The following is a 22,992-nucleotide window of genomic DNA, read 5'->3' as shown; positions in this document are numbered from 1 at the left end:
TGGGCTGGCGGGGCGTCAGGGGGCCTGGAGGATGTGGATGTCGTGGTGGACGAGCCGGTGGCCGGGGCGGGCGCAGGCGCAGCCGGGGCCGTGGTCGCCGGGCTGATGCCGGGGGCGGGGGCGGGGGTGGAGGGTCTCGCCGCGGGCTTCGGCCTCGACGGCGGCGATGTGCTGGAGGTAGATCAGCCCGGTGGCCTGGGCGTGGGTGACCAGGTGGCCGGCCAGTTCGGGGCCGCCGGCGCTCTGCCGGGAGATGAGGGCCAGGACGCCGCCCGGGGCGAGGCTGCGGGCGCAGGCCTCGGCCAGGCAGGCCACGTCGGCCGGGGCGGCGGGGTGGTGCGGGGCCAGCACGGCCAGGGCGGCGCGGGTGCGGGCGCGGGCGGCGAGGTCGGGCAGGGCGCGGGGTTCGGCACGGCGGACGGCGGCCAGGGCGGCGGCGTCGGCGGCGTGTTCATGGATGGCGGCGTGGGTGCGGCGGGCGGCCTCGGCGGTCGGGGCGTGGGCGAGGGCGCGGCGGCGGGCGCAGGCAGCGGCGATGGGGAGGGCGGCGTTGCCGGCGTCGGGGGTGTAGACGAGGTCGCCGGGGCGAGTGAAGGCGGTGACCAGCTGGGCGGCCAGGTCCAGAGGGATGCGGTGGGCGCAGGCTGCGGCGGTCGGGTCGGCGCAGTGCGGGCAGCAGCCGGTGGGCGGCTGGGTGAGCCAGACAGTGATCGGGGTGGGGCGGCGGTGGGCGGCGGCACGCTGGGCGGCGCGTTCGCGGGCGCGGCGGTCGGCTCCGGTCACGGGGCGGTGGGGGCTACGGCCGGTGCCGGTGCCGGGGGCAGGGGCAGGGGTTGAGCCGGGGGTGGGTCGGGTCATGTGCGGTGGGCCCGGCGGTCGCCGGGAAGGCGCTGACGATCCCTAAAACGTGGCCGGGGCGGCGGTTTCGGACAACGGGCTGGGTGATCGGGGGAAAGTCATACGAACGCCGGGCGGGTGGCGGCGGGTCCGGGCAGGGTGGCAAGTCGAGGCGCGGGTGAAGTTCCGGGATCTTTCGGGCGGACCGTCCGGGGTGGTGAACTCGGCGGGCACGGGCAGGGTTTGCGCTGGTCAGCGCCGAGATCTGGGTGAGTTCTGGATGGCGGGCGGGGTGTCGTCCAGATCGCGTCCCGAAGCCTTCCCGGACCCGTCCCGGGAGCGGGCGCGGGCTGTCCGGAGGTGATCCGGGGGCTGTCCGGATGGGCTCTGGCGATCTGGTGGCGAGGCGGCCGCCCGGGTCGCCCGTCCCAGAGGGGAGTCGCGCCGATGAGCGCTTTCTCGTACCAGGTGCCGGAGTCCGCGGGGGCGGCGGTGGAGCCGCTGCGGCGGGTGGAGTTGGAGTTCCAGTGCCTGGCCGCGCGTCCGGAACCCCTGACGGTGAAGATCGGGCATCTGCATGCCGGGCTGCCGCAGGAGGAGGTGGACGTGGTGACGCTGCGCTCGCTGCTGCTGCATCCCTCGCTCGGGTATCCGGCGCGCACCGCGATCTGGCGGCATCTGAGCGAACTGGCCGGCGGGGAGGGGCCGGAGGCGGAGTCGTGGCGGCTGGCCTGTCTGGGGATGGTCGGTTGGGGTCTGCGCCGGGTGGCCGCGCGGGTGTGCCGCATGCTGCCCGGGCACAACCTCGACCTGCAGCAGGTGATCATCGAAGCGGCGTGGTCCGCGCTGGCGGTGGCCCGGCAGGCCCCGCCCGAGGAGGCCGGGAGGATCCCGGCGCGGGTCGTGTGGGCCGCGGATCGGGCGGCCCGCACCTACCGCGAGCGGGAGGCGGTGCTCGCGGCGCGGCAGGCGGAGCTGGCGGACGCGCCGGCGGAGGCGCGGCGGCAGCCGATCCATCCGGACGCGCTGCTGTCGCTGGCGGTGCGTCAGGGGGTGATCGGCGCCCGGGACGCGGCGCTGGTCGGGGACTACCGCCTGGGCGGGGTGTCGACTCGAACACTGGCCGAACAGGCCGGGATGTCCCCGCAGGCGATCGACAAGCGGCGGCGCCGTGCGGAGGCCCGGCTGGCCAGCGCGATCACCTCCGGGGCGCTGGCCTTCACCGAGGTCGAGCACTTGATCGAGGGTTGATGCCGGGGCCCCTGAGAGCGCTTTAGCAGGTGACAGGCCCGGTCCGGGGCGTGCGCCAGGCCGCCGCGGACGGGAGCGGGGTCCGCCGGGAGGCGCTGACACCCCTCCACGCCGCCCGCACCGCGATCCCGTGAGGGAGGTGAGGGCCCGCGGCCCGCTCTCGTCCGCGCCCGGCCCGCGTCGTGCGCCCCGGACCGGCCTGTCACCTCTCCCTCTGCCGCCGCCCCGATGCCGGCCCCGACTCCAACTCCTCCCCCCGCTTGTCCATCCGTCCGTGCATTCGCAGGAGCGTGGTCCGATGCCCGTGCCCCGCCATCCGCCCGCAGCCTCCGTCGTCCTCGCCTGCCCAGTGGTTGCGGGTGTCGTGGGTCTGCTGAACTGCCCGTCCGCGTACGCCGTCTCGCTGCTCGCGGTGAACAGCGTGGATCAGACGATCGCCAACATCACCCACTGGATCGTCGGTCTGCTCGCCGCGCTCGCGACCTTGTTCCTGACCATCGGCGGGCTGCGCTACCTGATGGCCGGGGGCGACCCGGGCGAGGTGGAGAAAGCCAAGACGGCGTTGAAGTCGGCCGCGATCGGCTACATGCTCGCCATTCTCGCCCCGGTCCTGGTGGGGATCCTCAAGGGCCTGGTCGGCGCATGACGTCCCGCCGCCCCGCGCACGGGGTCGCCGAGTTCGCTGCTGTGCTGGTCGCGCTGACTGCCCTGCTGCTCGCCGCTCCGCCGGCTGCCGCGGCCCCGGCGGGCCCGGGGCCGTCATCGCCCGCGCCCGGCGCCACGGCGGTCCCCTCCCCCTCTCCGGGCCCCTCGCCGAACCCCCACCCGGCCCCGGAGCCGAACAAGTCGCGGCCGGCCCCGCCCGCCGGGGGCGGACTGGCCCCGCCGGCCTCCCCCAATCCCCAGCCGGGCGGCTCGGACCCGTTCGACATCCCCGGACAGATCAAGGCCGCGATCACCGGGTTCCTCGCGGACCTGCTGGCCTCCAGCATCACCCCGATCCTCAACACGGTGGTGCGGCTGCTGCTGGCCGCGCCGGACCCGACCGTGCTGCCGCGGGTGCGCGAACTGTGGGACGGGCTGCGGCTGCTGGCCTGCTCGCTGTACGGGCTGCTGGTGCTCGCCGCCGCAGTGCTCGCGATGGGACACGGCACCATCCAGCAGCGCTACCCGCTGCGGGAGCTGCTGCCGCGGCTGGCCTGGGGGATGCTGGCCGCCAACCTCTCGCTGCTGTTGACCCATCAGGCCATCACCCTGGCCAACGCGATCGCGCAGGCGGTGTTCGGGGACGGCATCACCCCGGACGATCTCGCCGGGACCCTGGTCGGGCTGGTGACGAACGTCAACTCGACCACAGCCCCGCTGTACGCCGTCGCCCTCGGCCTGATCGTCGCCGCGCTGGGGCTGGCCCTCGCACTCACCCTGGTGGTGCGGATCGCGGTGCTCACCGTCCTGGTGGTGGCCGCCCCGCTGGCGCTGGCCTGCCATGCCACCCCGGGGACCGAGCCGGTGGCGCGGATGTGGTGGCGGGCGTTCACCGCGGTCCTGGCCATCCAGATCATGCAGGCGATCGTCTTCCTCACCGCGGTCAAGGTCACCCTCGACCCCGCCAACTACCCGCTGTACGGCGAGCCGAACGCCGCCTCGCTGGTGAACCTGCTGGTGCTCGGCGCCTGCCTGTACCTGCTGCTGAAGATCCCTGCCTGGACCCGGTCGCTGATCACCAACCCGATCCACCAGACGCTCGGCAACCCGCGCGGCTCCCTCCACCTCCTGCGCAAGGTCGCCCTGGGAATGCTGCTCGGGCCCTTCGGCGTGTACGGACTCGGCGCCCAGTTGGCCGGGAGGGCCGGCATGTCCGGCGGGCTCCTCGGCTTCACGGGCAGGCGCCGGGCCGGTTCCGGCCGGGCCCGGGGCCCCGGCCGTGGGCCGCAGAGGCCTGGGCCCGGCGGCTCTCCCCCTTCCGGAGGGGGCCCCAGGAGCCCCGGCGGCCCAGCAGGCGGGCCCAACTCCCCTGCCGTGCCCGGCGGTTCCGGAAGTACTGGTAACCCCACCGCAGCGCCTGGCGGCGGCGGACCGGCGGGGCCCGCTCCCGGCACCGCGCCCTCCAGTAGTGGTCCTGGCGCCGCTCCCGGCGGAGGGCCCGTACCGGCCAGCCCGCCTCGCGGCGCACCGAGCAGTCCCGCGAGCGGAGGGGCGAAGCGACGCGGCCGAAGCCCGGGGACCCGAACGGGACCGTCGGCCGACGGTCCGGGCAGATCCACCTCCGCCCCGTCGTCTCCGCCCTCGCCCTCCGGGGTACCGCCGCAGCCGGGCCTGCCCGGGACCAGACCGACGCCAGACCCCGATGCCCCGACAGGAACGGCAGGCACGCCGGCCGGCGGTTCCGCACCGCCGCACCCAACCCCCGGCAGCCCGCCCGTGCCGCCGACCACCGGATCGCCGCCGGCGCCCCGGCCCAGACCGGTACGGCTGCGTCCCCCGATGGATGACGACGCCTCCGAACCGCCCCGCCCCTACCGCCACCAGACAGCGCACCCCGCGAGCACGAGAAGGAAGAAGAGGAAGAGGAGCTGATGGCCCGCGAAAGCGAGAACGAGGCGTGGGAGTCGCTGGTGAAGATCCCGGCGGTGGACCACCAGGACCGTCTGATCGGCAATCTGACCACCCGTCAATGCGTCCAGCTCGGCGCCGTCGGCGCGGCGCTGTGGATCGGCTGGCAGGCGGGTCGGCCGTGGGTACCACCGCTCTTCTACGCGGTCGGCGCGGGCCTGGTGCTGGCCGTGGCCGCCGCGGTGGTGCTCGCCAGGCGGGACGGGGTGGGCATGGATCGCTGGCTGGCCGCCGCGCTGCGCCACCACCGCTCTTCCAAGCGCCTGGTCCCGACCTCCGCCCCCCAGCAACTTCCGGCCCCCTTGGCGGCGCTGCGGCTGCCGATCATCTCCGTGGCCGACGACGGCGTCCTCGCCCTGGCCGACGGCACTCGGGCGCTGCTGAGCCGCGCGGGCACCGTCAACCTCGCCCTGCGCACCCGCGCCGAGCAGCGCGGACTGCTGGGCGCGATGGGCCGCTGGCTGAACGGCCTGACCGGACCGGTGCAGATCCTGGTACGTGCCCACCGTCTCGATCTCGCCGCTCGGATCGGCGAGTTGGAGCACGCCGCCCGCGGACTGCCGCATCCGCTGCTGGAACAGGCCGCGCTCGACCACGCCGCCTTCCTCGCCGCCCTCGGCGAGCAGCCCTGCCTGCTGACCCGTCAGGTCCTGCTCGTTCACCGCGAATCCGGGCCGGACTCGGCGGCCGGTGCGCGCCTGCACGCCCGGGCCGCGGAGAGCTCCGGGCTGCTGGCCGCCGCCGAGGTCCCCGTTACCCCGCTGGACGCCGGCGCCGCGTGGACCGCGCTGGAGGCGGCGTGCGATCCGGCCGCCCCGCCGCCCAGTCCCGACCCGGCGCTGCCCGGACGCCCCGTGATCGCCCCTGGAGTCCTTGCATGACCGGTTTCCTCGCGGGCCTCTTCCCGCCGACCGACCAACCGGCCCCGGCCGAGCCGATGTTGGGCCCGGACAGCGTCCAACTGGCGCCCCGCCATCTCGCCGTCGGCGATCTGCTGGCCGCGCCGCTGCAGGTCACCGGCTACCCGGCGGAGGTCGGGCCGGGCTGGCTGGACCCGCTTCTGTCCTACCCCGGACGGCTCGACCTCGCCGTGCACATCGAACCCGTCCCGGCCGCGGTCGCCGCAGACCGGCTGCGCCGCAGCCGCGCCCGCCTGGAGTCCGAGCGCCGCGTCACCTGGCGGCACGGCCGGCTGGAGGACCCGGACACCGAGGCCGCCGCCGAGGACGCGGCCGAGCTGGCCTGGCGGGTCGCCCGCGGCGAGGGCAAGCTCTTCCGCACCGCCCTCTACCTCACCGTCTACTCCGACACCGAGGCCCGACTCGCCGACGAGGTCTCCGCGGTGCGCGCCATCGCCGAGTCGATGCTGCTGCGCACCGCCCCCTGCACCTGGCGCCCGCTGCAGGGCTGGACCAGTTGCCTGCCGCTCGGCCTGGACGAGATCGGCGCCGCCCGCACCATGGACACCGCGGCCCTGGCCGCCGCCTTCCCCTTCTCCTCCCCCGCCCTGCCCACCCCGCCCTGCGGCGGCGTGCTGTACGGGATCACCGGCGGCGACTCGCTGCTGCTGTGGGACCGCTGGGCGCTGGACAACCACAACTCGCTCACCCTCGCCCGCTCCGGCGCCGGCAAGTCCTACCTGACCAAACTGGAGGTGCTGCGCCAGCTCTACACCGGCGTCGAGGCCCACCTGGTCGACCCGGAGGACGAGTACACCGCGCTGGCCCGCGCCGCCGGCGGAACCGTCATCGCCCTGGGCACCGGCGGCGTCCACCTCAACCCGCTCGACCTGGACCGCGCCGACGGCGAGCAGGCGCTCATGCGCCGCGCCCTGTTCGCCCACACCTTCCTGGCCGTGCTGCTCGGCAGCGCCCTGGACGCCGACGAGCGGGCCGTACTGGACCGGGCGGTCCTGGCCGCCTACCGCGAGGCCGGCATCACCACCGACATCCGCACCCACGCCCGCCCCGCCCCGCTCCTGGCCGACCTGCAACGCCACCTCGCCGCCGACGGCGACACAGTCCCCGGCGGAGACGGCGCCCCCGGCGACAGCACTCGCGGCGGCAGCACCCCCGGCGCCGCCCTCGCCGCCCGCCTCACCCCGTTCACCACCGGCTCGCACGCCCAGCTCTTCACCGGCCCCACCACCACCGCGCCCGCCGGCCACCTCGTCTCCTACTCCCTGCGAGCCCTGCCCGACGAGCTCGCCGGGGCGGGCACCCTGCTCGCCCTGGACCGGATCTGGCGCACCGTCACCGACCCGGCCGCCCCGCGCCGCCGCCTGGTCGTCGTGGACGAGGCCTGGCAGCTGATGCGCGACGGACACGGCGCGAGCTTCCTGTTCCGGATGGCGAAGTCCGCGCGCAAGCACCGCGCCGGACTCGCCGTCGTCACCCAGGACGTCGCCGACGTCCTCGCCACCGACCTGGGCAGGGCGGTGGCCGCCAACGCCGCCACCCAGATCCTGCTCCGCCAGTCCCCCCAGGCCCTGGACGCGGTGATCGACGCCTTCCACCTCTCCGCCGGCGAGGCCGCCTACCTCGCCTCCGCCGCCCCGGGCGAGGCCCTGCTGTGCGCCGGCCCCGGCCAGCGGGCCGCGTTCCGCTCCCTCGCCTCCCCGCGCGAGGAGGACCTCCTGCTCACCGGCATCCACCAGGAGGAGACGTGAACCACACCGCGACCGGCGGCGGCCCGCTGGGCCGCTGGCTGCTCGACCCCACCGGCCCGCTCAGCCGCTGGCCCCAGCACCTCGCCCCCGCACTCACCGCGCACGCCCCCGCCCTCGCCGCGACCGCCGCCGGCACGTACGCGCTCACCGCGGCCGCACGCCGCCTCCTGCACCACCGCGCGCAGCGCCGACTGACCGCCGACGGCTACCTCACCGAGATCCTCGCCCCGCCCGAGATCGACCCGTCCGCCGCCGAGGCCTTCTGGTCCCACCTGGTCGGACTGCTGCGCCCGTGGTGGTCGCGCGCCGCCGGCCGCCAGACCCACCTCGTCCTCGAGTACCGCTTCACCACCCGCGGACTCGCCCTGTGCCTGTGGGCCCCCGGGACGCTGCCGCCCGTCCTGCTGGAACGCGCCGTCGAGGCGGCCTGGCCCGGAGCCCACACCCGCCCCCGTCCCCTCCCTCCGCCCCGTGCCGCACCCCCGCCCGACCCGCACCGGCCGGGCCCGGTGCACACCACCGGCGGCGTCCTTCGCCTCGCCCGACCGGAGATCCTGCCGCTGCACCACCAGCACGAGACGGACCCGCTGCGCGCGCTCCTGGCCGCCGGCAGCGCGGTGGCCGGTGGCGAAGAGATCACCGTGCAGGTCCTTGCCCGCCCCGCCACCGGCGCCCGCGCGGCCCGCGCCAAACACCGGCTGCGCGCCTGGAAGAGCGGCCGCACCGGCCCGCACCGCGCCACCGCCCTGCTGGACTGGCTCACCCACCAACCCCAGCGCACCGGCAGCCCGCACGCCCTCGACCCCGAACACGGCCCCCACCTGCGCGCCGCCCTCACCAAGGCCGCCGGCCCGCAATGGGAGACCTGTCTGCGCTACGCCGCCACCGCCCGTACCGGCGCCGACGGCGACCCGTCCGGCGCGCGCGGCCGGGCGCGCTCCCTCGCGCACGCCACCGCCTCCAGCTTCGCCGTCTACTCCGGCCGCAACTGGTACGCGCGCCACCGCCTGCCCCACCCCTACCAGGTCATGACGGCCCGTCACTTCCCGCTGCGCGGCGACCTGCTGTCCGTCCCCGAGCTGGCCGCCCTCGCCCACCTCCCGCTGGACGTCGACGCCCCCGGCGTGGCCCGGGCCGGCGCCCGCTCCACCGCCCCGCCCATCCCGATCCCCGCCCCCGGCCCCCACGTCAAGCCCCTGGGCCGCGCCGAGCTGGGACCCCCGCGCCGCATCGGCCTGGCCGTCCCCGACGCCCGCCACCACCTGCACATCATGGGCGCCACCGGCTCCGGCAAATCCACCCTGCTGGCGCAGCTCGCCCTCGCCGACGCCGACGCCGGCCGCGGCGTCCTGGTCGTCGACCCCAAGGGCGACCTCGTCCTCGACCTCCTCTCCCGCCTCCCCGAGCACGCCCTGGACCGCACCGTCCTGCTCGACCCCGGCGACCACGCCCCGCCCCCGCGGCTGAACGTCCTGGAGGGCGACCGCGCCGCCGCCGACGTCGTCACCGACAACCTGGTCGGCATCTTCCGCCGGATCTTCACCGCCTTCTGGGGACCGCGCACCGACGACGTGATGCGCGCCGCCTGCCTCACCCTGATGACCAGCCCCACCGCCGGAGCCCAGGTCACCCTCGCCGACATCCCCCGCCTGCTGACCGAGGCCCCCTACCGCCACCGCGCCGTGGCCGGCCTGTCCGGCGCCGACAAGACCCTGCGCGGCTTCTGGACCTGGTACGAACAACTCTCCGAACCCTCCCGCGCGGCGGCGATCGGCCCGCTGATGAACAAGCTCCGCGCCTTCCTGCTGCGCTCCTTCGTCACCGACACCATCGCCTCCGGCCCCTCCACCTTCGACCTCGACCACGTCCTGGACGGCGGCATCGCCCTGATCCGCCTGCCCAAGGGCGTCCTCGGCGAGGAGACCTGCCGCCTGCTCGGCTCCTTCATCGTCGCCAAGACCTGGCAGGCCGCCGCCCACCGCGCCGACGCCGGCGAACACCAACGCCGCGACGCCGCACTGATCCTCGACGAGGCGCACAACTTCCTCACCCTGCCGTACCCGCTGGAGGACATGCTCGCCGAGGCCCGCGGCTACCGCCTCTCCCTCGTCCTGGCCCACCAAAACCTCGCCCAACTCCCCACCGACCTGCGCGAAGGCATCTCCGCCAACGCCCGCAGCAAGGTCTTCTTCAACGCCTCCCCCGAGGACGCCCGCGCCCTGGAACGCCACGTCGCCCCACACTTGACCGCCCACGACCTCTCCCACCTCGGCGCCTACCAGGCCGCCGCCCGCCTCGTCGCCGACGCCGCCAACACCCCCGCCTTCACCCTGCGCACCGACCCACTGCCCGCCCCCGTCCGCGGCCGGGCCACCGCCGCCCGCCACGCCTCGCGCCGCAACTTCGGCCCGGGCGCGCCCACGCGCCACCGACAGGCTTCCGGCGCCGCCACCCCGCCCAAGAAGAACAGGAGTTCCTGATGCCGCACCCCCACCCCCAGCCCCGATCCGCCCCGCCGTCACCATCCGGCGCGGCCCCACCACCCCCGACGCCCCGGCCTCCCGCACCAGCTCCCGAGGCGGACGCCGCCGCACCCCGCTCTCCGCCCTCGCCGCCCGCCTCACCCCGCGCGACCTGTGGCTCCTCGACGTCCTCGCCGAGCACACCGCCCTGACCAGCCATCAGATCACCCACCTGGCCTTCACCGGCCACCGCACCGCCAACCGCCGCCTGGCCGCCCTCCACCGCCTCGGACTCCTCGACTCCTTCCGCCTCCGCCTCCCCGTCGGCTCCGCCCCCGAGACCTACGTCCTCGGCCACGTCGGCGCCCAACTCCTCGCCCTGCGCCACGCCACCACCCCCGCCGCCCTCGGCTGGCACCCCGAACACGCCTCCCGCACCGCCTACCGGCCCACCCTCACCCACGACCTCGGCTGCAACGACCTCCTCACCCACCTCGCCCGCCCCCAGACCCCCGGCAACCACGACGGCGCCAGCAACGGCGGCCACGCCTCGACAGTGCGGCTGACCCGCTGGTGGTCCGAACCGCGCTGCACCCGCATCTGGGGCGACCTCGTCCAACCCGACGCGCACGCCCGGCTCACCCACCCCGGCGGCGAGACGGCCTTCTTCCTCGAGTACGACACCGGTACCGAACCCCACGCCCGCCTCGCCGCCAAGCTCGACGCCTACGCCGAGGCCGCCCACGCCACCGGAGCCCGACCCCTCGTCCTGTTCAGCGTCCACAGCGCCCGCCGAGAAGCCCACCTCCACCAGCGCCTGGGCCACCACCCCGCCCTCGCCCATATCGCCGCCGCAACCACCGCCCGCGACCTCGGCACCCCCGACCGGCCCGTCTGGCTCCCCCTCGGCCACCCCGCCCACCGCACGACCCTCCCCCAACTCCCCGACGCCTTCCCCGCCACCCACCGCCCCGACCCCGACTTCCCCCACACCGCAGACCCCTCCCCGCTCCCCGCCCCGTCCCCGACAACGCCGGAGACCGCCTGGCCCACCGGCCTCCTCCGCCAACCCTGACCCGCGCCCCATGGCCACCGCCACGTCCCCCTCTCCGTACCCGTCCGCCGAAGCCCGGGCTGCGGGCGCCGCCGCCACGGGCTGCGGCGCCTTCCTCCTCCTCGCCGCCGCCACGGCCGCGGCCGTCCTCACCACCGCGGCCGCGCTCGCCACCGGCGGCCTCTCCTCCCTCCTCTCCGGCCCCGCCCCCAGTCCCAGCGCCCTGGCCGACATCCCGCCGCGCATGCTGACGCTCTATCAGCAGGCCGCCGCCACCTGCCCCGGACTGCCCTGGACCGTCATGGCCGGCATCGGCAAGGTCGAATCCGACCACGACCGCGCCCACGACCAGACCTCCACCGCCGGAGCCGTCGGCCCCATGCAGTTCCTCCCCGCCACCTTCGCCGTCTACGACCACCCCGTCCCGCCCGGCGGCGCCACCCCACCCACCCCCTGGGACCCCACCGACGCCACCTACGCGGCCGCCCACCTCCTGTGCGCCAGCGGCGCCCGCAACGGCCACGACATCCCCCACGCCATCTACGCCTACAACCACTCCTGGCCCTACGTCCGCACCGTCCTCGGCTACGCCCGCACCTACGCCACCGCCGCCCCCGCCGCCGGCACGGGCGGCCCCACTCGGGCCGCCGCCGACGCCGTCGCCTACGCCCGCAGCCAGCTCGGCGTCCCCTACCAATGGGGCGCCGAAGCCCCCGGCCACGCCTTCGACTGCTCCGGCCTCGTCCAGGCCGCCTACGCCTTCGCCGGCATCCACCTCCCCCGCGTCGCCCAGGCCCAGTACGACCACGGCCGCCGCCTCCCACCCAACACCCCGTACCTCCCCGGAGACCTCGTCTTCTTCGGCCCCGACCCCACCCACATCGAGCACGTCGGCATCGCCATCGGCAACGGCGCCATGATCGACGCCCCCCACACCGGCGCCGTCGTCCGCCAAGAACAGATCGGTACCCCCGTTGCCGCCAGCCGCCCCACTGGATGAGCAACCCATCACCCCAGTCACCGACTTGACGAACACCCCAGAGCAGAGCGTGCATGGAGACCGGCCCGATCAACACGGAGCGCACCGCACGGGCCACCCCGGCGCCGGGACCTCAACTTCACCAGCACCCCGAAGGGTCCCACCATGTCCGAGAGCCCAGCAGCCCCCACCACCGACCAGCCCCCCACCGCCATCCCCGCCGCAGAATCCCTGCGCCGGGCACTAACCGCCCACCCTGGCGCAACCGCCGCAGAACTCGCCACCGCCGCAGGGATCGGCCGCTCCACCGCCGGCAAGATCCTCGCGAGCCTCGAGAAGCACGGAACCACCCGCCGCGAGAACACCGGACGCGACACCGACAACCGCGCCACCGCCGACCACTGGCACCCCGTCACCGCAGCACCCGCTGCCGCCACCCAGCCGACCATCCACCCCCGCGACAACCACGCGCAGGCCAAGACCTCAGCCACAGCCCCCACGACACCGCTCCCCACCCGAACCGAACCCCCGGCTCCCCGGCCGACGCCGCCGCCCATCCCTCGCCCGGGCCGCCTCGGCCAGGGCGAACTGCGCACCCTGGTGATCGACCACTTCCGCGCCCACCCGCACGAACAGCACTCCCCCACGGGCATCGCCAAGGCACTGAGCCGGTCCGCGGGCGCAGTCGCCAACGCCTGCGCCCGCGCCGAGAGCGACGACATCATCGATCTCGTCTCCGCCAAGCCCAAGCGATACGCCCTGCGCCTGTCGCCCCCGACCGAGTAGCGTCCGTGCGAACGGCGGCGGTGCCTCATCCAGCCCGTGAGTCATCGCCGCCTGGACCACCGTCCTCCGAGCAGGGCGTGGGCGTGATCGGCAACCACCCGATTCGCACTGGTTCGCTGGTGTCAGAGTGGAGGCAGGACAGGCACGGCCATCCAAGATCATGGGGGCTAGGACGCCCCGGTGACCTGCCTGGCAGATAGAGCAGCGTCATTCAAGACATCTGTCCAGATTGATCACGTGAGGCGAATGGTCGGACGGCGTCTCGTCCGTGTCTTGCGCGGACATGCGGCGACGTTGTTGCTTCCACCCAGGCGCAGGGCGCCGATCGCCAGGCTGCGCAGGGCCGCCATGGCCCGGGAGCGGTTCCGGTCCGCACGCGTGAGGCCTCCTCGGCAAAGGTGGTGTCGAGCACGTTGTGGATCTTGTTCTCGATGCCTCAGCGCTCGCGTACGTGTTGCAGATGTGACGCGTGGTGGCCTCGGCCGGAGCGGTGAGGCCGCAGAACTCGCGGGGCGCCGAGGGTGGCGAGCACGCCCACTGGCGCGTCGGCGGCCCACTCCGCGATCGTGGCGGAGGACTTCGAGCCGGCCAGCACCAAGCACGCAGGCCGGCGCGAGGACCAAGGCTAGGGGTGGCGGCGGCCCTTGGCCCGGCGAGGATCGGGCAGCGCTGAGAAGCACTCGAGTAGACGCGGGTGTTCCTCGGCTCGATGGGCCGGGCGCGGGGCGAGCCGGCCCAGGCCGGCGGATAGGCGACGATACGCGGGCAGGCACGGCTTCCGCCACGGTGATCAGGGACTCGGCACGTCATGCTCAATCGGAGGCCATGCCTGCCCGCGCTACGGCCCGCTCTCGAACAGCTCGGCGACCAGCCTCCGACCACACCCGGAGAGATCCCGGGTCCGCGAGCCCTGCGCGCGAGGAATGAGAAGAGCTACGCCTCATTCTCCAGGCTCGAAATGATGGACTCCACACCCGCTCTCCATTCCTCTCCTCGTCCGCCGTCAACCCAGAGCTCGTAGATTTCCGAGTCAGTTGCAAGAGTCCGCCTCAGCGCCAAGATGGCCATGCCTGGCATATCCCGGTCGATCTCCGGGACCAGGCCATCCAGACCGTTGAATTCAAGGACTTCAGTGTCGCCCTGAATTCGCGCCAGAATCACGGCTGCGGCAGCCACTGCTTCCTCGGCATAGTCCTTCTCAAGGTACTCGCCAGCCGCCAACTGTCCCACAGTTGTGAACGCAGATCTCAGCACGTCAAGCGCACCTTCGCAACCTACCTCCCTCAGGGCATAGCAGAGATCTCCGGCCCCGTCGTTTTCAAACGGCCCGACTCCGGAAGCACTCATTCCGACCTCCCGCTCCACTGTTCCAAGAAGTCCCTAGCAGCCTGCAGGTATTGCGGCCGTCGTGGATTGCTCAATCTGATGGCCATTTGGCCAGCAAGCTTCGGCGTGAACCATCGCTCCGCCATCTCCTCCAGGCCCCTTCTGGCCGCCCGATCATCCGTACGGTAAAGCACTACACCCTTAAGATCCGGATACGTCCGCGCATGAGTGGCCAGACGGTCTGCCAAATTTGTGGCCATGCCAGTCCGCTGTACCTCACCACTCTCAGAGACCAATGCGTAGATGCCACCCTTTGCATTCGGGTCACCAATCGGCTGGTGTGAATCGCTGAGAAGACCTGGAGTGTCTTCACCGCAATTGTGAACCAAGACCGGCGTGGTGCCTGCGAGCACATAGTACGTGTGGAGGTTACCGATGGTGGGGTCGTAGGTGGTGGTGTGGGCGTGGAAGAGGTGGATTCGGGTGATTCGGGCGGGGCCGGTGGGGGTTTGGAGGAGGTCGCCTGCGTGGAGGTGCTTTGTCTCGACGAAGGAGTTTCGGGTCTCGTCGTAGAAGGGGTGGGTGAAGGTGGTGATGAGAGTGCCCGCCGGGGGCGTGGCGGTTGTCGCGGGCCGGGTGTAGGCGGTTGGGGCGGCAGGGGTGGTTGCGTGGTGGCCGAGGCCGAGGAGGGCGGTGAGGCCGGCGGCGGAGGCGGCGAGGCCGAGGGCGGCCTTGCGGAGAACGCGTCGGGTCAGGCTCGGCTGGGCGGTCTTGGGGACGGGGGTGATGGTGAGTCGGGCGAAGTCGCGGTCGGTGTGCGTGACGATGACCTTAGTGACGGTGTGGGTCTGGGTGCCCTTGGCTCCGGGGACCGCGTCGGTGATCTTGTCGCCGACCTTGACCTCTTGCGGCGGCGGGCGGCCTGGGCTACCGCGGTGCGGGGCTCGGGAACGGCGGAGGTGTTATCGGCCTCCGCGCGCTCGCACCGCTCCAGCAGGATCGCGTTGTGCTCGGCCAGCCCAGCGACCTGCTCGCGCAGCACCCCGATCAGCGCGAGGAGGTCCTCACGCGACGCGGCGGGCTCGACGGCAGAAGACATGATCCGCAAGGGTGGCAGACCCGCACCAGACCTGTACTACAGCCGCAGATCTTGGACCGATGAACAGAGTCGGTCGAGTTCGGTCGCCGGCCCTGTCGGTGGACCGCCTCGCGGGCCCGCTTGGGGTCTGACGGCCAGTCTTCGTCGGACGAATCGGTCAGATCCGATCGCGACAACGAAGATCCGCTGCTGTAGTACCTGTCACATCGTCAACTCCCAACAGACGCGTCACCCTCCTGAATGCTTACGCCTGACTACACGTCATCAACGGCCAGCCGTTCGATCTCGGCGAAAACATCGTCGTCAACGGTGAACGGCGAAGCCACCACTTCGACCCATTCTCTACGTTCGGCGGCGTCCATGACACCCCACTTCGGATGCGCCTTGGCCGAGCGCACTACAAAATGCCATCGATGAGTGTGATGACTGAGTCGATACCATGCGCTAACCCGCTCGATCTTCCCGGATTCACCACCAGAGCGCATAGCATCGAAGAGGCCATCACGCAGTCGCCCGAGCGCCGCACCGTAGATCGGACTCATCACAAAGATCTGAGCTTCTTCGGTCCCGTCAAATTTGAAGGTGATCGACGCCTTGAGTAGTGACTCAACTTGGGCGAGGTCGTCGAACTCTAGCAGCTCAGCCACCGAAAGGATTCCTTCCTGCAAACAAGATATCCTCTGAAGAGATCTTCAAGGAGCCCCAATGGATCAACTCATTTGACTGGGCACCCGGAACGAACTCCGCGCCTTGCGGTCTATTGAATGCGATGACGTAGTCCCCTCGGCCAGAATGGGAAGCGGCGCCGATAAATAGATTCTGTTCGGCCTCGGCCGGCGAGTAGATCTCTTGCGTAACATGGACCTTACCAGCCGGGTTTGCCGCGATATGCGCTCCTCCATCGCCACGCATAATCGCGTTGTACCCTTCCTCGTTGGTGTAGTGGAAGTGGGTATCGCCCGTCAGGCTATCCGCAAGGGAATCAGCCGTACCGGTTCCACAGTTATGAACCAGTACCGGCGTATCCCCCGCCACAACATAGTACGTGTGGAGTTCGGCGACGGTGAGGTCATAGGTGGTCGCTTGGGCGTGGTTGTTGCGGACCCGGGTGACGGTGAGGGTCGTGCCGTTGGGTTGGCGGAGTTTGGTGCCGGGGGTGAGTTGGGAGGCGTTGGTCCACTGGTGGGTGGTGGCGTTCCAGAAGGGGTGGTGCCAGGTGGTGGTGAGGGTGGTGGTGGGGCCGCGGGGGCCTTTGCTGGTGGTGGCGAGGGTGAGTTGGGTGAAGTCGTGGTCGGTGGTGGTGATGATGTGGTGTTGGACGGTTTGGGGTTGGGTGGTGTTGGTCTGGGGGTCGGTGGCCAGGACCTTGTCGCCGGTTTTGAGGTCTTTGATGCGTTTGGTGGTGCCGTCGGCGAGGAGGACGCGGGTGTCGGCGGTGAAGCTGTGGGTGCAGGTGGTGCCGTCCTGGGCGCCGGCTGATTCGTCTTTGGCTGCTTGGTCCTTGACTGCGGCGAGTTGGGCGTCGGCGGCTTCGGCTTCGGCTTTGGCGGCGTCTTCGGCGGCGTGGGCGTCGCGGGAGAGGGCTTCGGCGTCGCGTAGGGCGTCGTCGGCTTTCTCCACGGCGCGCCAGACGTCGTAGGCTTCCTCGCCTTCGTGGATGATCTTGCCGGCTTTGAAGATCTTGCCCCAGGGGATGAAGTTGAGGGCTGTGTTGATGCAGCCCATGACGCTGCCCTTGGTGACGCAGTTGACGGCGTCGGTGATGCCGACGAGGTCGGCGATCAGGCTGAGGATGCGGTGGGTGAGGCCTTGTTCGCGGGCTTTGGCGGCGGCGGCTTGGGCGTCGGCGGCGGCGGCTTCCCGGGCGGCGGCTGCGGCTTGGGCTTTCGCGGCCTGGTCGGCGCTGGTGGCGGAGGAGACGGTGTTGGCGGGTTTGGTGGGTGGGCTGTCGTGGTCGGGGCGCCCGTCGCAGCCGCTGCAGCCGGAGGAGGGGTCGACGGTGGACTTGCCCTGGTGGGAGGGGGAGTTGTCGCCGATCTGGGTGCCGCCGGCGCATTCGTCGGGGGAGCGGCAGGCCATGGTGCCGGTGGGGTCGGATTTGGCGACGGGGCTGTTGTCGGCGTAGGTGTAGGCGTTCCATTGCTGGGGGTCGCCGGAGTCGATGAGGGGGTCGGGGGAGAGGAAGCGGCCGGTGGTGGGGTCGTATTCGCGGGCGCCGAGGTTGGTCAGGCCGGTGGTGTCGTCTTGTTGGCCGCCGACGAAGCCCTTGTCCCCGAGCCAGTCGGAGGTGGTGGTGCGGGTCTGGCCGAAGGGGGTGTAGGAGCGGCGGGTGACGGCCTGGGTGGTGGCGTCGATCTGGAGTTGGTCGGTGCCCTGCTGGTTGGGGATGAGGTAGGAGACGTCTCCGGTGGAGGCGTGGACGGCGACGGGTGAGCCGCCGATGCTGATGTAGCGCACGCCGCTGGGGGTGCTCTGGCCCTGGGCGAGGGTGATCTCCTCGTCGCCCAGGAAGAGGGTGGTGTTGCTGCCGTCGTGGCGCAGGAGGAGGTTGCCGTCGGCGTCGTAGGTGTAGGTGGTCGTGGAGCTGGTGCCGGTGGAGGCGAGTGAGGCGAGGCGGCCCTGGGTGTCGTAGGTGAGGGTGTCGGTGCCGGCCCGGTCGGTGCGGCTGGTGGTGTTGCCGGCGGCGTCGTAGGTGTAGGTGGTGGTGCCGTCGGCGCTGGGGGCGAGGGCGGTTCCGGTGGTGACGGAGTCGAGGCCGTGGGCGGGCTTGCCGGGGGTGGCGGCGTCGCCGCTGCCGCCGATCGGGGTGTAGGTGGACAGGGTGTCCTTGGTGGTGTCGCCGCTGGTGTCGTGGTCGGTCTGGGTGAGGCGGTTGCCCTGCTGGTCATACGTCCAGGACTGCCAGTAGGGGCTCGGGCCGCCCACGGTGCTGGAGGAGCCGGGGCTGGGGGTGGCCGCGCAGGCGTCGGTGGCGGTCCAGGCCGAGCTGAGGCGCTGCAGGTGGTCGTAGGCGAAGCACTGGGTGTCGGTGGTGGCGCCGCCGTCCTGCTTGTCGCTGATCGAGGTGATCAGGCCGGCGCCCGGGGAGACGTTCTTGTCGCCGTAGCTGTAGCTGGTGTCGTCGGCGGTGGTGGCGCCCGAGCCGGTGACGGTCTGCGACTCGGTCAGGCGCTTGGTCTGCTCGTCCCAGCTCAGGGTCTGCTGGGTGAAGTCGGTCGAGGGCCCGTAGGTGAGGCGGGTGGGCTGTTCGAACTCGTTGTAGTCGACCTTGTCGAGGTAGTCCCAGCCGCCGGTGCCGGAGGCGACGTGGGTGGGGTTGCCGAAGGCGTCGTAGGTGTAGGTGACGGTCTCCTGCGGCAGGGAGCCGGCGGCGGTGTCCAGGTAGGAGTGGAGGGTGCCGGTGTAGTCGTAGGTGTTCTGGGTGGAGTAGGTGCCGGCCAGGGCGCCCTCGGCGGCGGGGATGACGGTCTGGGAGCCCTGGGACCAGCCGTGGGAGTCGTAGCCGAGGACCTTCTCGGTGTAGGCGTTGCCGTTCTGGTAGCTGGTGGAGGAGGTGGGCAGGCCCTTCTTGAGGGTGTCGTAGGCCCAGGAGTCCAGCTCGTTGGCGGAGGTCTCGGCGCTGGTGCTGGTGGTGTCGTAGGCCGCGGTCTTGCGGCCCATGGCGTCGTAGGTGTAGCTGATCTGCTTGCCGCGCTGGTCGGTGGTGGTCAGCAGCTGCCCGGCGTGGTCGAAGGTCTGGGTGGTGGTGCCGGTGTCCGGGTCGGTGCTGGAGGTCTTGCGGCCGAGCAGGTCGTAGGTGTTGGTCCAGGTGTGCTGCGGGAGGGTGGCGGTGGCGCTGTCGGACTGGGTGAGCTGGTCGCCGCGGGCGTCGTAGGTGTAGGTGACGGCGTCCGGGCTGTCGGGGTGCGCGGGGTCGTACTGCAGGAGCTTGCTGGTGTGGCCGCGGGCGTCGGTGAAGGTGGCGGTCTTGGTGGCGCCGGCGGGCGGGGTGACCACGGTCTCGTCAGAGCCGGGGTAGGCGGTGGTGGTGCGCCAGGTCTCGGTGGCGGCCTTGTAGGAGATCTGGGCGGTGGGCCGGCCCGAGCCGTCGTAGACGGTGCCCTGGCTGGCGGGGACCTGGTTGTCGGGGGCCTGGACGAGGGTGCCGGAGGGGGCGCCGGAGTTGTAGTAGGCGTCGTCGCTCTTGACCGCCCAGCCGTGGGAGTCATAGACGGTGTCGGTCACATCGCGTCCGCCGTCCACGGTCGCGCTCTGCGTCTCCACCTGCCGCAGCAGGGCGTCGTAGAGGGAGATGGAGGTGCGGTAGGTGGCGGTGCCGTTGGCGACCTGGGTGAGGGTCTGGGTGGTGACGGTGGAGGGGGCGGTGGCCGAGAGCTGGTAGGAGTACTTGGTGTTGGGCTGGTCGGGGTTGGCGCTCTGGGAGAACCCGGGGTCCCACACCGCGGTGAGCCGGCCCAGCGGGTCGTAGGCGGAGGTGGTGCTGTAGCCCGCGGGGTCGAGGGTCTTGGTGACCAGGGCGCGGGCCGGGTCGTAGGTCTGGTAGGTGGTGAAGCCCGTGCTCTGGTTGGCGAGTTTGGGGTCGGTGACGGCGATCTGGGTGGGGTTGGCGCCGGTGGCGGGCGTGTAGGCGGTGGTGGTGGTGCGGTTGTCGCCGTCGGTGCTGGTGAGCGGGCGGCCGTACTGGTCGAAGGTCTCCTGCTCGGCGGTGACGTAGTGCGGGGTGCCGTCGGCGGCGACCGAGTCGGCCTCGTCCACGCGGGTGACGTCCCCGGCCCCGGTGATCGTGCCGGGGGTGGAGGAGCCGTCGTAGTAGATCTGGGTGTCGCTGACCGCGTCCTTGGGGTAGGAGGGGGTCTTGTCGCAGGCGACGGAGACGGCGGTGATCCGGGAGACGACATCCAGCAGCTGCCCGGACCCGTTTTTGGCGAAGGTGACCCGGCTGCACTGGTCGTCGGAGGCGGTGGAGGTGTCGCCCAGGTCGTTGACGCTCGTGACCAGGCCGCTGGTGTCGTCGTAGGTGTAGTCGGTCTCGGTGGTGCGCGCGGTCCCGTCGGCCTTGGTCGTGGTGGTGCGGGTGCGTGAGGTGCCGGACATCCGGGCGGTCAGCGGGTCCAGGCCGACGGCCGAGCGGTCCTGGGAGGCGGTGAGGGGGCCGAGCCAGGGGTCGTTGACCGTGTCGGCCAGCAGCGCGCCGCCGTCGCCGTTGTAGGACAGCGTCTCGTAGGTGGCGCCGGCCAGGGCGTCGGCGTCCTTTTGCGGGTCGTCGCCGGCCTGGTCGTTGAGGGTGACGCTGCGGGTGCCGGAGGAGGTCTTGTCGCCGTCCATGCCCCGGAAGAAGATCGCCTTGTTCAGGGTGACCGGGTCGGGGGACAGGCCGGTGCGGGTGTCGACCTCGCCGAAGCCGCGCCACTGGTCCCAGGTGCGGTACTTGGTCTGGGTGGCGGGGTTGTCGTCGTAGTGCCAGGCACCGGTGCCGATGTAGCTGTAGGCGGTGGTGGTGGACTTGCCGTGGGTGATGGGGTCCTGCTGGGTGACGGAGTCGACGACGTACTTGTTGAACCAGTCCAGCTGCGGTGCGGTCTGGCCCGGCGGCGTCCAGTAGGCGGGGTAGCACAGCCAGCCGTTGGCGTCCGGGCTGGAGGGCAGCACCACCGAGGTGCCGACCCGGTTGTCGCAGGCCGGGATGGTCGCGGTGGAGCCGGTGTAGTTGACCGCGATCACCGAGCCGGACTCGGTGGTGATCTGGTAGAGCCGGGGACGTGTGTAGGGCTGGTAGCCGGCCAGCGAGGGCACCCGGTTGGCCATCATCCGCGGCGTGAAGGTGATCGGCGGCAGCGACGCGGTGCCCCCGTCCTGCCCGGTGCGGGTGATGGAGCTGAGCCACAGCGAGGGCGGACTCGCATCCCCGGTCGCGGGGAAGTCGTAGGCCAGCGCCCAGCTGTCGACCTTGCTGTAGGCGGAGCCGACCAGGACCTGGGTGTGGATCCCGGTCAGCTCCTTGGTGGACCAGAACGAGGGGCCGTGGATGTCACAGGTCCCGCTGGAGGCGCAGTTGAGGTCGTAGGGGACGTCCGGCCAGTGCGCGGCGGTGGAGGAGCTCAGCGCCTGCGAGCAGTCGAAGCCCCCGGAGGGGTCGCAGCGCTCGCTCACATCGAAGGAGACCTGGGCGGCGGCGGGCTGGGCGGTGTCGTAGACGTGGCCGTCGCGCTGCCCGTAGTCGATGTGGTCCAGCCAGCCGTCGCGGGTGTAGGCGGTGGGGGTGGTGGTGTTGTCCGGCCCGTAGTACCCCGTGGCGCTCTTGTACCAGTAGCTGATCGCGTCCTGGTGGCTGTCCACGACGTAGTCCAGGTTCCACCGGTAGGCGGTGGAGCACGAGGAGGCGGCGAACGTGGAGGCGTGGCAGGGCTCCCCGGCGTCGTTGCCGTAGACCGGGGTGGTCCACACCGAGTCGGTGGTGGCGTCGCCGGCGGCGTAGCCGGGCAGCTGGTTGAGCCCGAAGTAGTAGCTGGTGGTGCCGACGGTGACGACCCAGTACTGGTGGGCGTGGTCGGCGTTGACCGTGTCGGTCTTGAGGCTGATCTGCTCGCCGGTGTCGTTCTGGGCCTTCCATGCCCCGGTCTTGTCGTCGTGGACGAGGGTGGTGGAGGAGCCGTTGAGCGACATCGTGAGCGTGTTGGCCGAGTCCGACCAGCACAGATCGCCCGTCTTGGGGGTGTTGTCGGTGGAGTTGGAGTCCTGGGAGCAGGGGATGAAGTCGCGTTCGATGAAGCTGGAGGTGTCGCTCCAGCCGTCGCCGACCCAGGACGCCTGCGGGGAGGTGGCCGAGGTGCGCCCGTCCACCGCCTGGGAGTTGTAGGAGAGGCCCACCTGGGGCTCCAGGCCGCCCGGTGCTTGGGGCAGGCCGATGCCGTAGGACCAGGTGAAGGCGCCCGATCCGGACCCGGCCGACCACTGGCCGTCGGGGGTGAGCGAGGTGGCGGCGAAGGACCCGCCGTCGCCGGAGGGGGTGGCCTGCGCGGCCAGCACCATGGGTTGCGCCGGTGCGGAGGCGGCGGGGGCCAACGAGAGCGATGCGGTGAGCTGGTGAGCCTGGTCGCGGTTGGTCGAGGCGATGGGCGTCTGCGTGCGGCAGGCCGCCTTCTGCGGCGTGGTCAGGGCGCAGGCGGGCAGCTGGATCAGGCGCAGCCGCGAGCCCCAGCCGGCACCGAAGGCGTTGCGGAAGGTTCCGTAGTCGAGAGTCAACTGCGCCCGCCGGGCGTCGCCGGCGTGGTCGGTGCGCTGCGCGGAGACCACGACGCCGTGCAGGCCCAGACGGCGGCTGGTGGACTGCGGCGCCACGGCGACGCGGATCGCGGCGGCAGTGGTCGAGGAGGCATTGGAGGGGGAGGAGCCGGCACTCTTGGACCGCTTTGGCGGGCTTGTCCTGCCTGGTGCGAACCACACTGGCAGCTTCCCGGCACGCACCGCCGAGGTCTTGCCGGCGCCTCCCACGGCTGGGGCGAGGGGCAGGGACACGCTCGCCGTGCCTTCGGCCGGCAGGCTTGCACTGCTCACAGCCTGGTCCTTGACCACATGCCGCGGCGCCCTGCCCAGCTTCACCGCGCTCACCGGTATGGAGCGCTCCTTCGCCGGTGCCGCACCGTAGGAAGCGCCGTGGTGGGTGGCGGCCTGCGCGGGGACGGAGACGGCGGTGGGAACGACGACGGCCAGCACGGCGGTCAGCGCGCCGATCCAGCGCACGCGCGCCGAGACGCCGCAGTGAACCGACTTCCGTATCCGGCCCGCCATCAGACCCACCATTCCTCAAAGAATCCTGACATGAAGGCGACCGGAACTTACCAATCTCTCAACACGGCTGTCATGGCCATTGGGTCAAGTCCTGGCAAAGGCTCAGTACGTAACGGAACTAACTGGATG

General features: G+C 72.2%; 14 protein-coding genes. 9 read left to right on the top strand and 5 right to left on the bottom strand.

Features of this window, described 5'->3' with window-relative positions; translation table 11 throughout:
• Positions 1-15: 15 nt before the first annotated feature.
• Positions 16-783 carry a hypothetical protein gene (locus BS73_RS30290; protein WP_037577632.1) on the bottom strand — a complete coding sequence of 256 codons (768 nt, stop codon included), beginning with the start codon at positions 781-783 and terminating at the stop codon, positions 16-18.
• 501 nt (positions 784-1,284) lie between these two features.
• On the opposite strand from BS73_RS30290, the gene BS73_RS40535 reads away from it, so the two are divergent.
• From BS73_RS40535 to BS73_RS30245, 9 genes are all read left to right on the top strand, one after another.
• The gene (locus BS73_RS40535; protein ID WP_037577631.1) at positions 1,285-2,088 is read left to right on the top strand and encodes a hypothetical protein; all 804 of its coding nucleotides are present in this window, start codon (positions 1,285-1,287) and stop codon (positions 2,086-2,088) included.
• A 298-nt stretch (positions 2,089-2,386) separates the two neighbouring features.
• On the top strand, positions 2,387-2,734 hold the full coding sequence (locus tag BS73_RS30280) for a pilin (RefSeq protein ID WP_037577630.1): 348 nt from the start codon (positions 2,387-2,389) through the stop codon (positions 2,732-2,734).
• The gene (locus BS73_RS30275; RefSeq protein ID WP_037577629.1) at positions 2,731-4,665 is read left to right on the top strand and encodes a hypothetical protein; all 1,935 of its coding nucleotides are present in this window, start codon (positions 2,731-2,733) and stop codon (positions 4,663-4,665) included. The genes BS73_RS30280 and BS73_RS30275 overlap by 4 nt, the downstream gene beginning before the upstream one ends.
• A complete protein-coding gene (locus BS73_RS30270; RefSeq protein WP_051941155.1) occupies positions 4,665-5,582 on the top strand; it encodes a PrgI family protein in 918 nt (305 codons plus the stop codon). The genes BS73_RS30275 and BS73_RS30270 overlap by 1 nt, the downstream gene beginning before the upstream one ends.
• Positions 5,579-7,369, top strand: a complete 1,791-nt coding sequence (locus BS73_RS30265; RefSeq protein WP_200886740.1) for a VirB4 family type IV secretion system protein — start codon at positions 5,579-5,581, stop codon at positions 7,367-7,369. The genes BS73_RS30270 and BS73_RS30265 overlap by 4 nt, the downstream gene beginning before the upstream one ends.
• Positions 7,366-9,849, top strand: coding sequence for a TraM recognition domain-containing protein (locus tag BS73_RS30260; RefSeq protein WP_051941154.1), 2,484 nt, complete (start codon positions 7,366-7,368; stop codon positions 9,847-9,849). The genes BS73_RS30265 and BS73_RS30260 overlap by 4 nt, the downstream gene beginning before the upstream one ends.
• A gap of 25 nt (positions 9,850-9,874) precedes the next feature.
• On the top strand, positions 9,875-10,906 hold the full coding sequence (locus BS73_RS40095; RefSeq protein ID WP_084704463.1) for a replication-relaxation family protein: 1,032 nt from the start codon (positions 9,875-9,877) through the stop codon (positions 10,904-10,906).
• Positions 10,907-10,916: 10 nt separating this feature from the next.
• Positions 10,917-11,885, top strand: a complete 969-nt coding sequence (locus BS73_RS30250; protein WP_084704462.1) for a C40 family peptidase — start codon at positions 10,917-10,919, stop codon at positions 11,883-11,885.
• A gap of 144 nt (positions 11,886-12,029) precedes the next feature.
• On the top strand, positions 12,030-12,650 hold the full coding sequence (locus BS73_RS30245) for a helix-turn-helix domain-containing protein (RefSeq protein WP_037577628.1): 621 nt from the start codon (positions 12,030-12,032) through the stop codon (positions 12,648-12,650).
• 933 nt (positions 12,651-13,583) lie between these two features.
• Here the strand turns inward: BS73_RS30245 and BS73_RS30240 are convergent.
• The 4 genes from BS73_RS30240 to BS73_RS40530 form a co-directional block, all read right to left on the bottom strand.
• Positions 13,584-13,997, bottom strand: coding sequence for a DUF4259 domain-containing protein (locus tag BS73_RS30240; protein WP_084704461.1), 414 nt, complete (start codon positions 13,995-13,997; stop codon positions 13,584-13,586).
• Positions 13,994-14,572: a polymorphic toxin-type HINT domain-containing protein gene (locus tag BS73_RS41055; protein ID WP_152617924.1), complete on the bottom strand. Its 579-nt coding sequence runs from the start codon at positions 14,570-14,572 to the stop codon at positions 13,994-13,996. Before BS73_RS41055 ends, BS73_RS30240 begins: the two co-directional genes overlap by 4 nt.
• A 757-nt stretch (positions 14,573-15,329) precedes the next feature.
• Entirely contained in the window at positions 15,330-15,722 is a 393-nt protein-coding gene (locus BS73_RS30235; RefSeq protein ID WP_037577627.1) for a hypothetical protein, read from the bottom strand.
• Positions 15,715-22,875, bottom strand: a complete 7,161-nt coding sequence (locus BS73_RS40530) for an RHS repeat-associated core domain-containing protein (RefSeq protein ID WP_051941151.1) — start codon at positions 22,873-22,875, stop codon at positions 15,715-15,717. The genes BS73_RS30235 and BS73_RS40530 overlap by 8 nt, the downstream gene beginning before the upstream one ends.
• Positions 22,876-22,992: the final 117 nt, after the last annotated feature.

It is taken from the genome of Phaeacidiphilus oryzae TH49 (genome assembly GCF_000744815.1).
Lineage (GTDB): Bacteria > Actinomycetota > Actinomycetes > Streptomycetales > Streptomycetaceae > Phaeacidiphilus > Phaeacidiphilus oryzae.
This window is presented reverse-complemented; position numbering and strand designations above follow the sequence as displayed.

What these genes read in the sequence shown, in the direction of transcription:
- BS73_RS30275 (WP_037577629.1), top strand. Translation starts at nt 2,731, where the DNA reads ATGACGTCCCGCCGCCCCGCGCACGGGGTCGCCGAGTTCGCTGCTGTG.
- BS73_RS40535 (WP_037577631.1), top strand. Translation starts at nt 1,285, where the DNA reads ATGAGCGCTTTCTCGTACCAGGTGCCGGAGTCCGCGGGGGCGGCGGTG.
- BS73_RS30250 (WP_084704462.1), top strand. Translation starts at nt 10,917, where the DNA reads ATGGCCACCGCCACGTCCCCCTCTCCGTACCCGTCCGCCGAAGCCCGG.
- BS73_RS30265 (WP_200886740.1), top strand. Translation starts at nt 5,579, where the DNA reads ATGACCGGTTTCCTCGCGGGCCTCTTCCCGCCGACCGACCAACCGGCC.
- BS73_RS30280 (WP_037577630.1), top strand. Translation starts at nt 2,387, where the DNA reads ATGCCCGTGCCCCGCCATCCGCCCGCAGCCTCCGTCGTCCTCGCCTGC.
- BS73_RS30245 (WP_037577628.1), top strand. Translation starts at nt 12,030, where the DNA reads ATGTCCGAGAGCCCAGCAGCCCCCACCACCGACCAGCCCCCCACCGCC.
- BS73_RS30240 (WP_084704461.1), bottom strand. Translation starts at nt 13,997, where the DNA reads ATGAGTGCTTCCGGAGTCGGGCCGTTTGAAAACGACGGGGCCGGAGAT.
- BS73_RS30270 (WP_051941155.1), top strand. Translation starts at nt 4,665, where the DNA reads ATGGCCCGCGAAAGCGAGAACGAGGCGTGGGAGTCGCTGGTGAAGATC.
- BS73_RS40530 (WP_051941151.1), bottom strand. Translation starts at nt 22,875, where the DNA reads ATGGTGGGTCTGATGGCGGGCCGGATACGGAAGTCGGTTCACTGCGGC.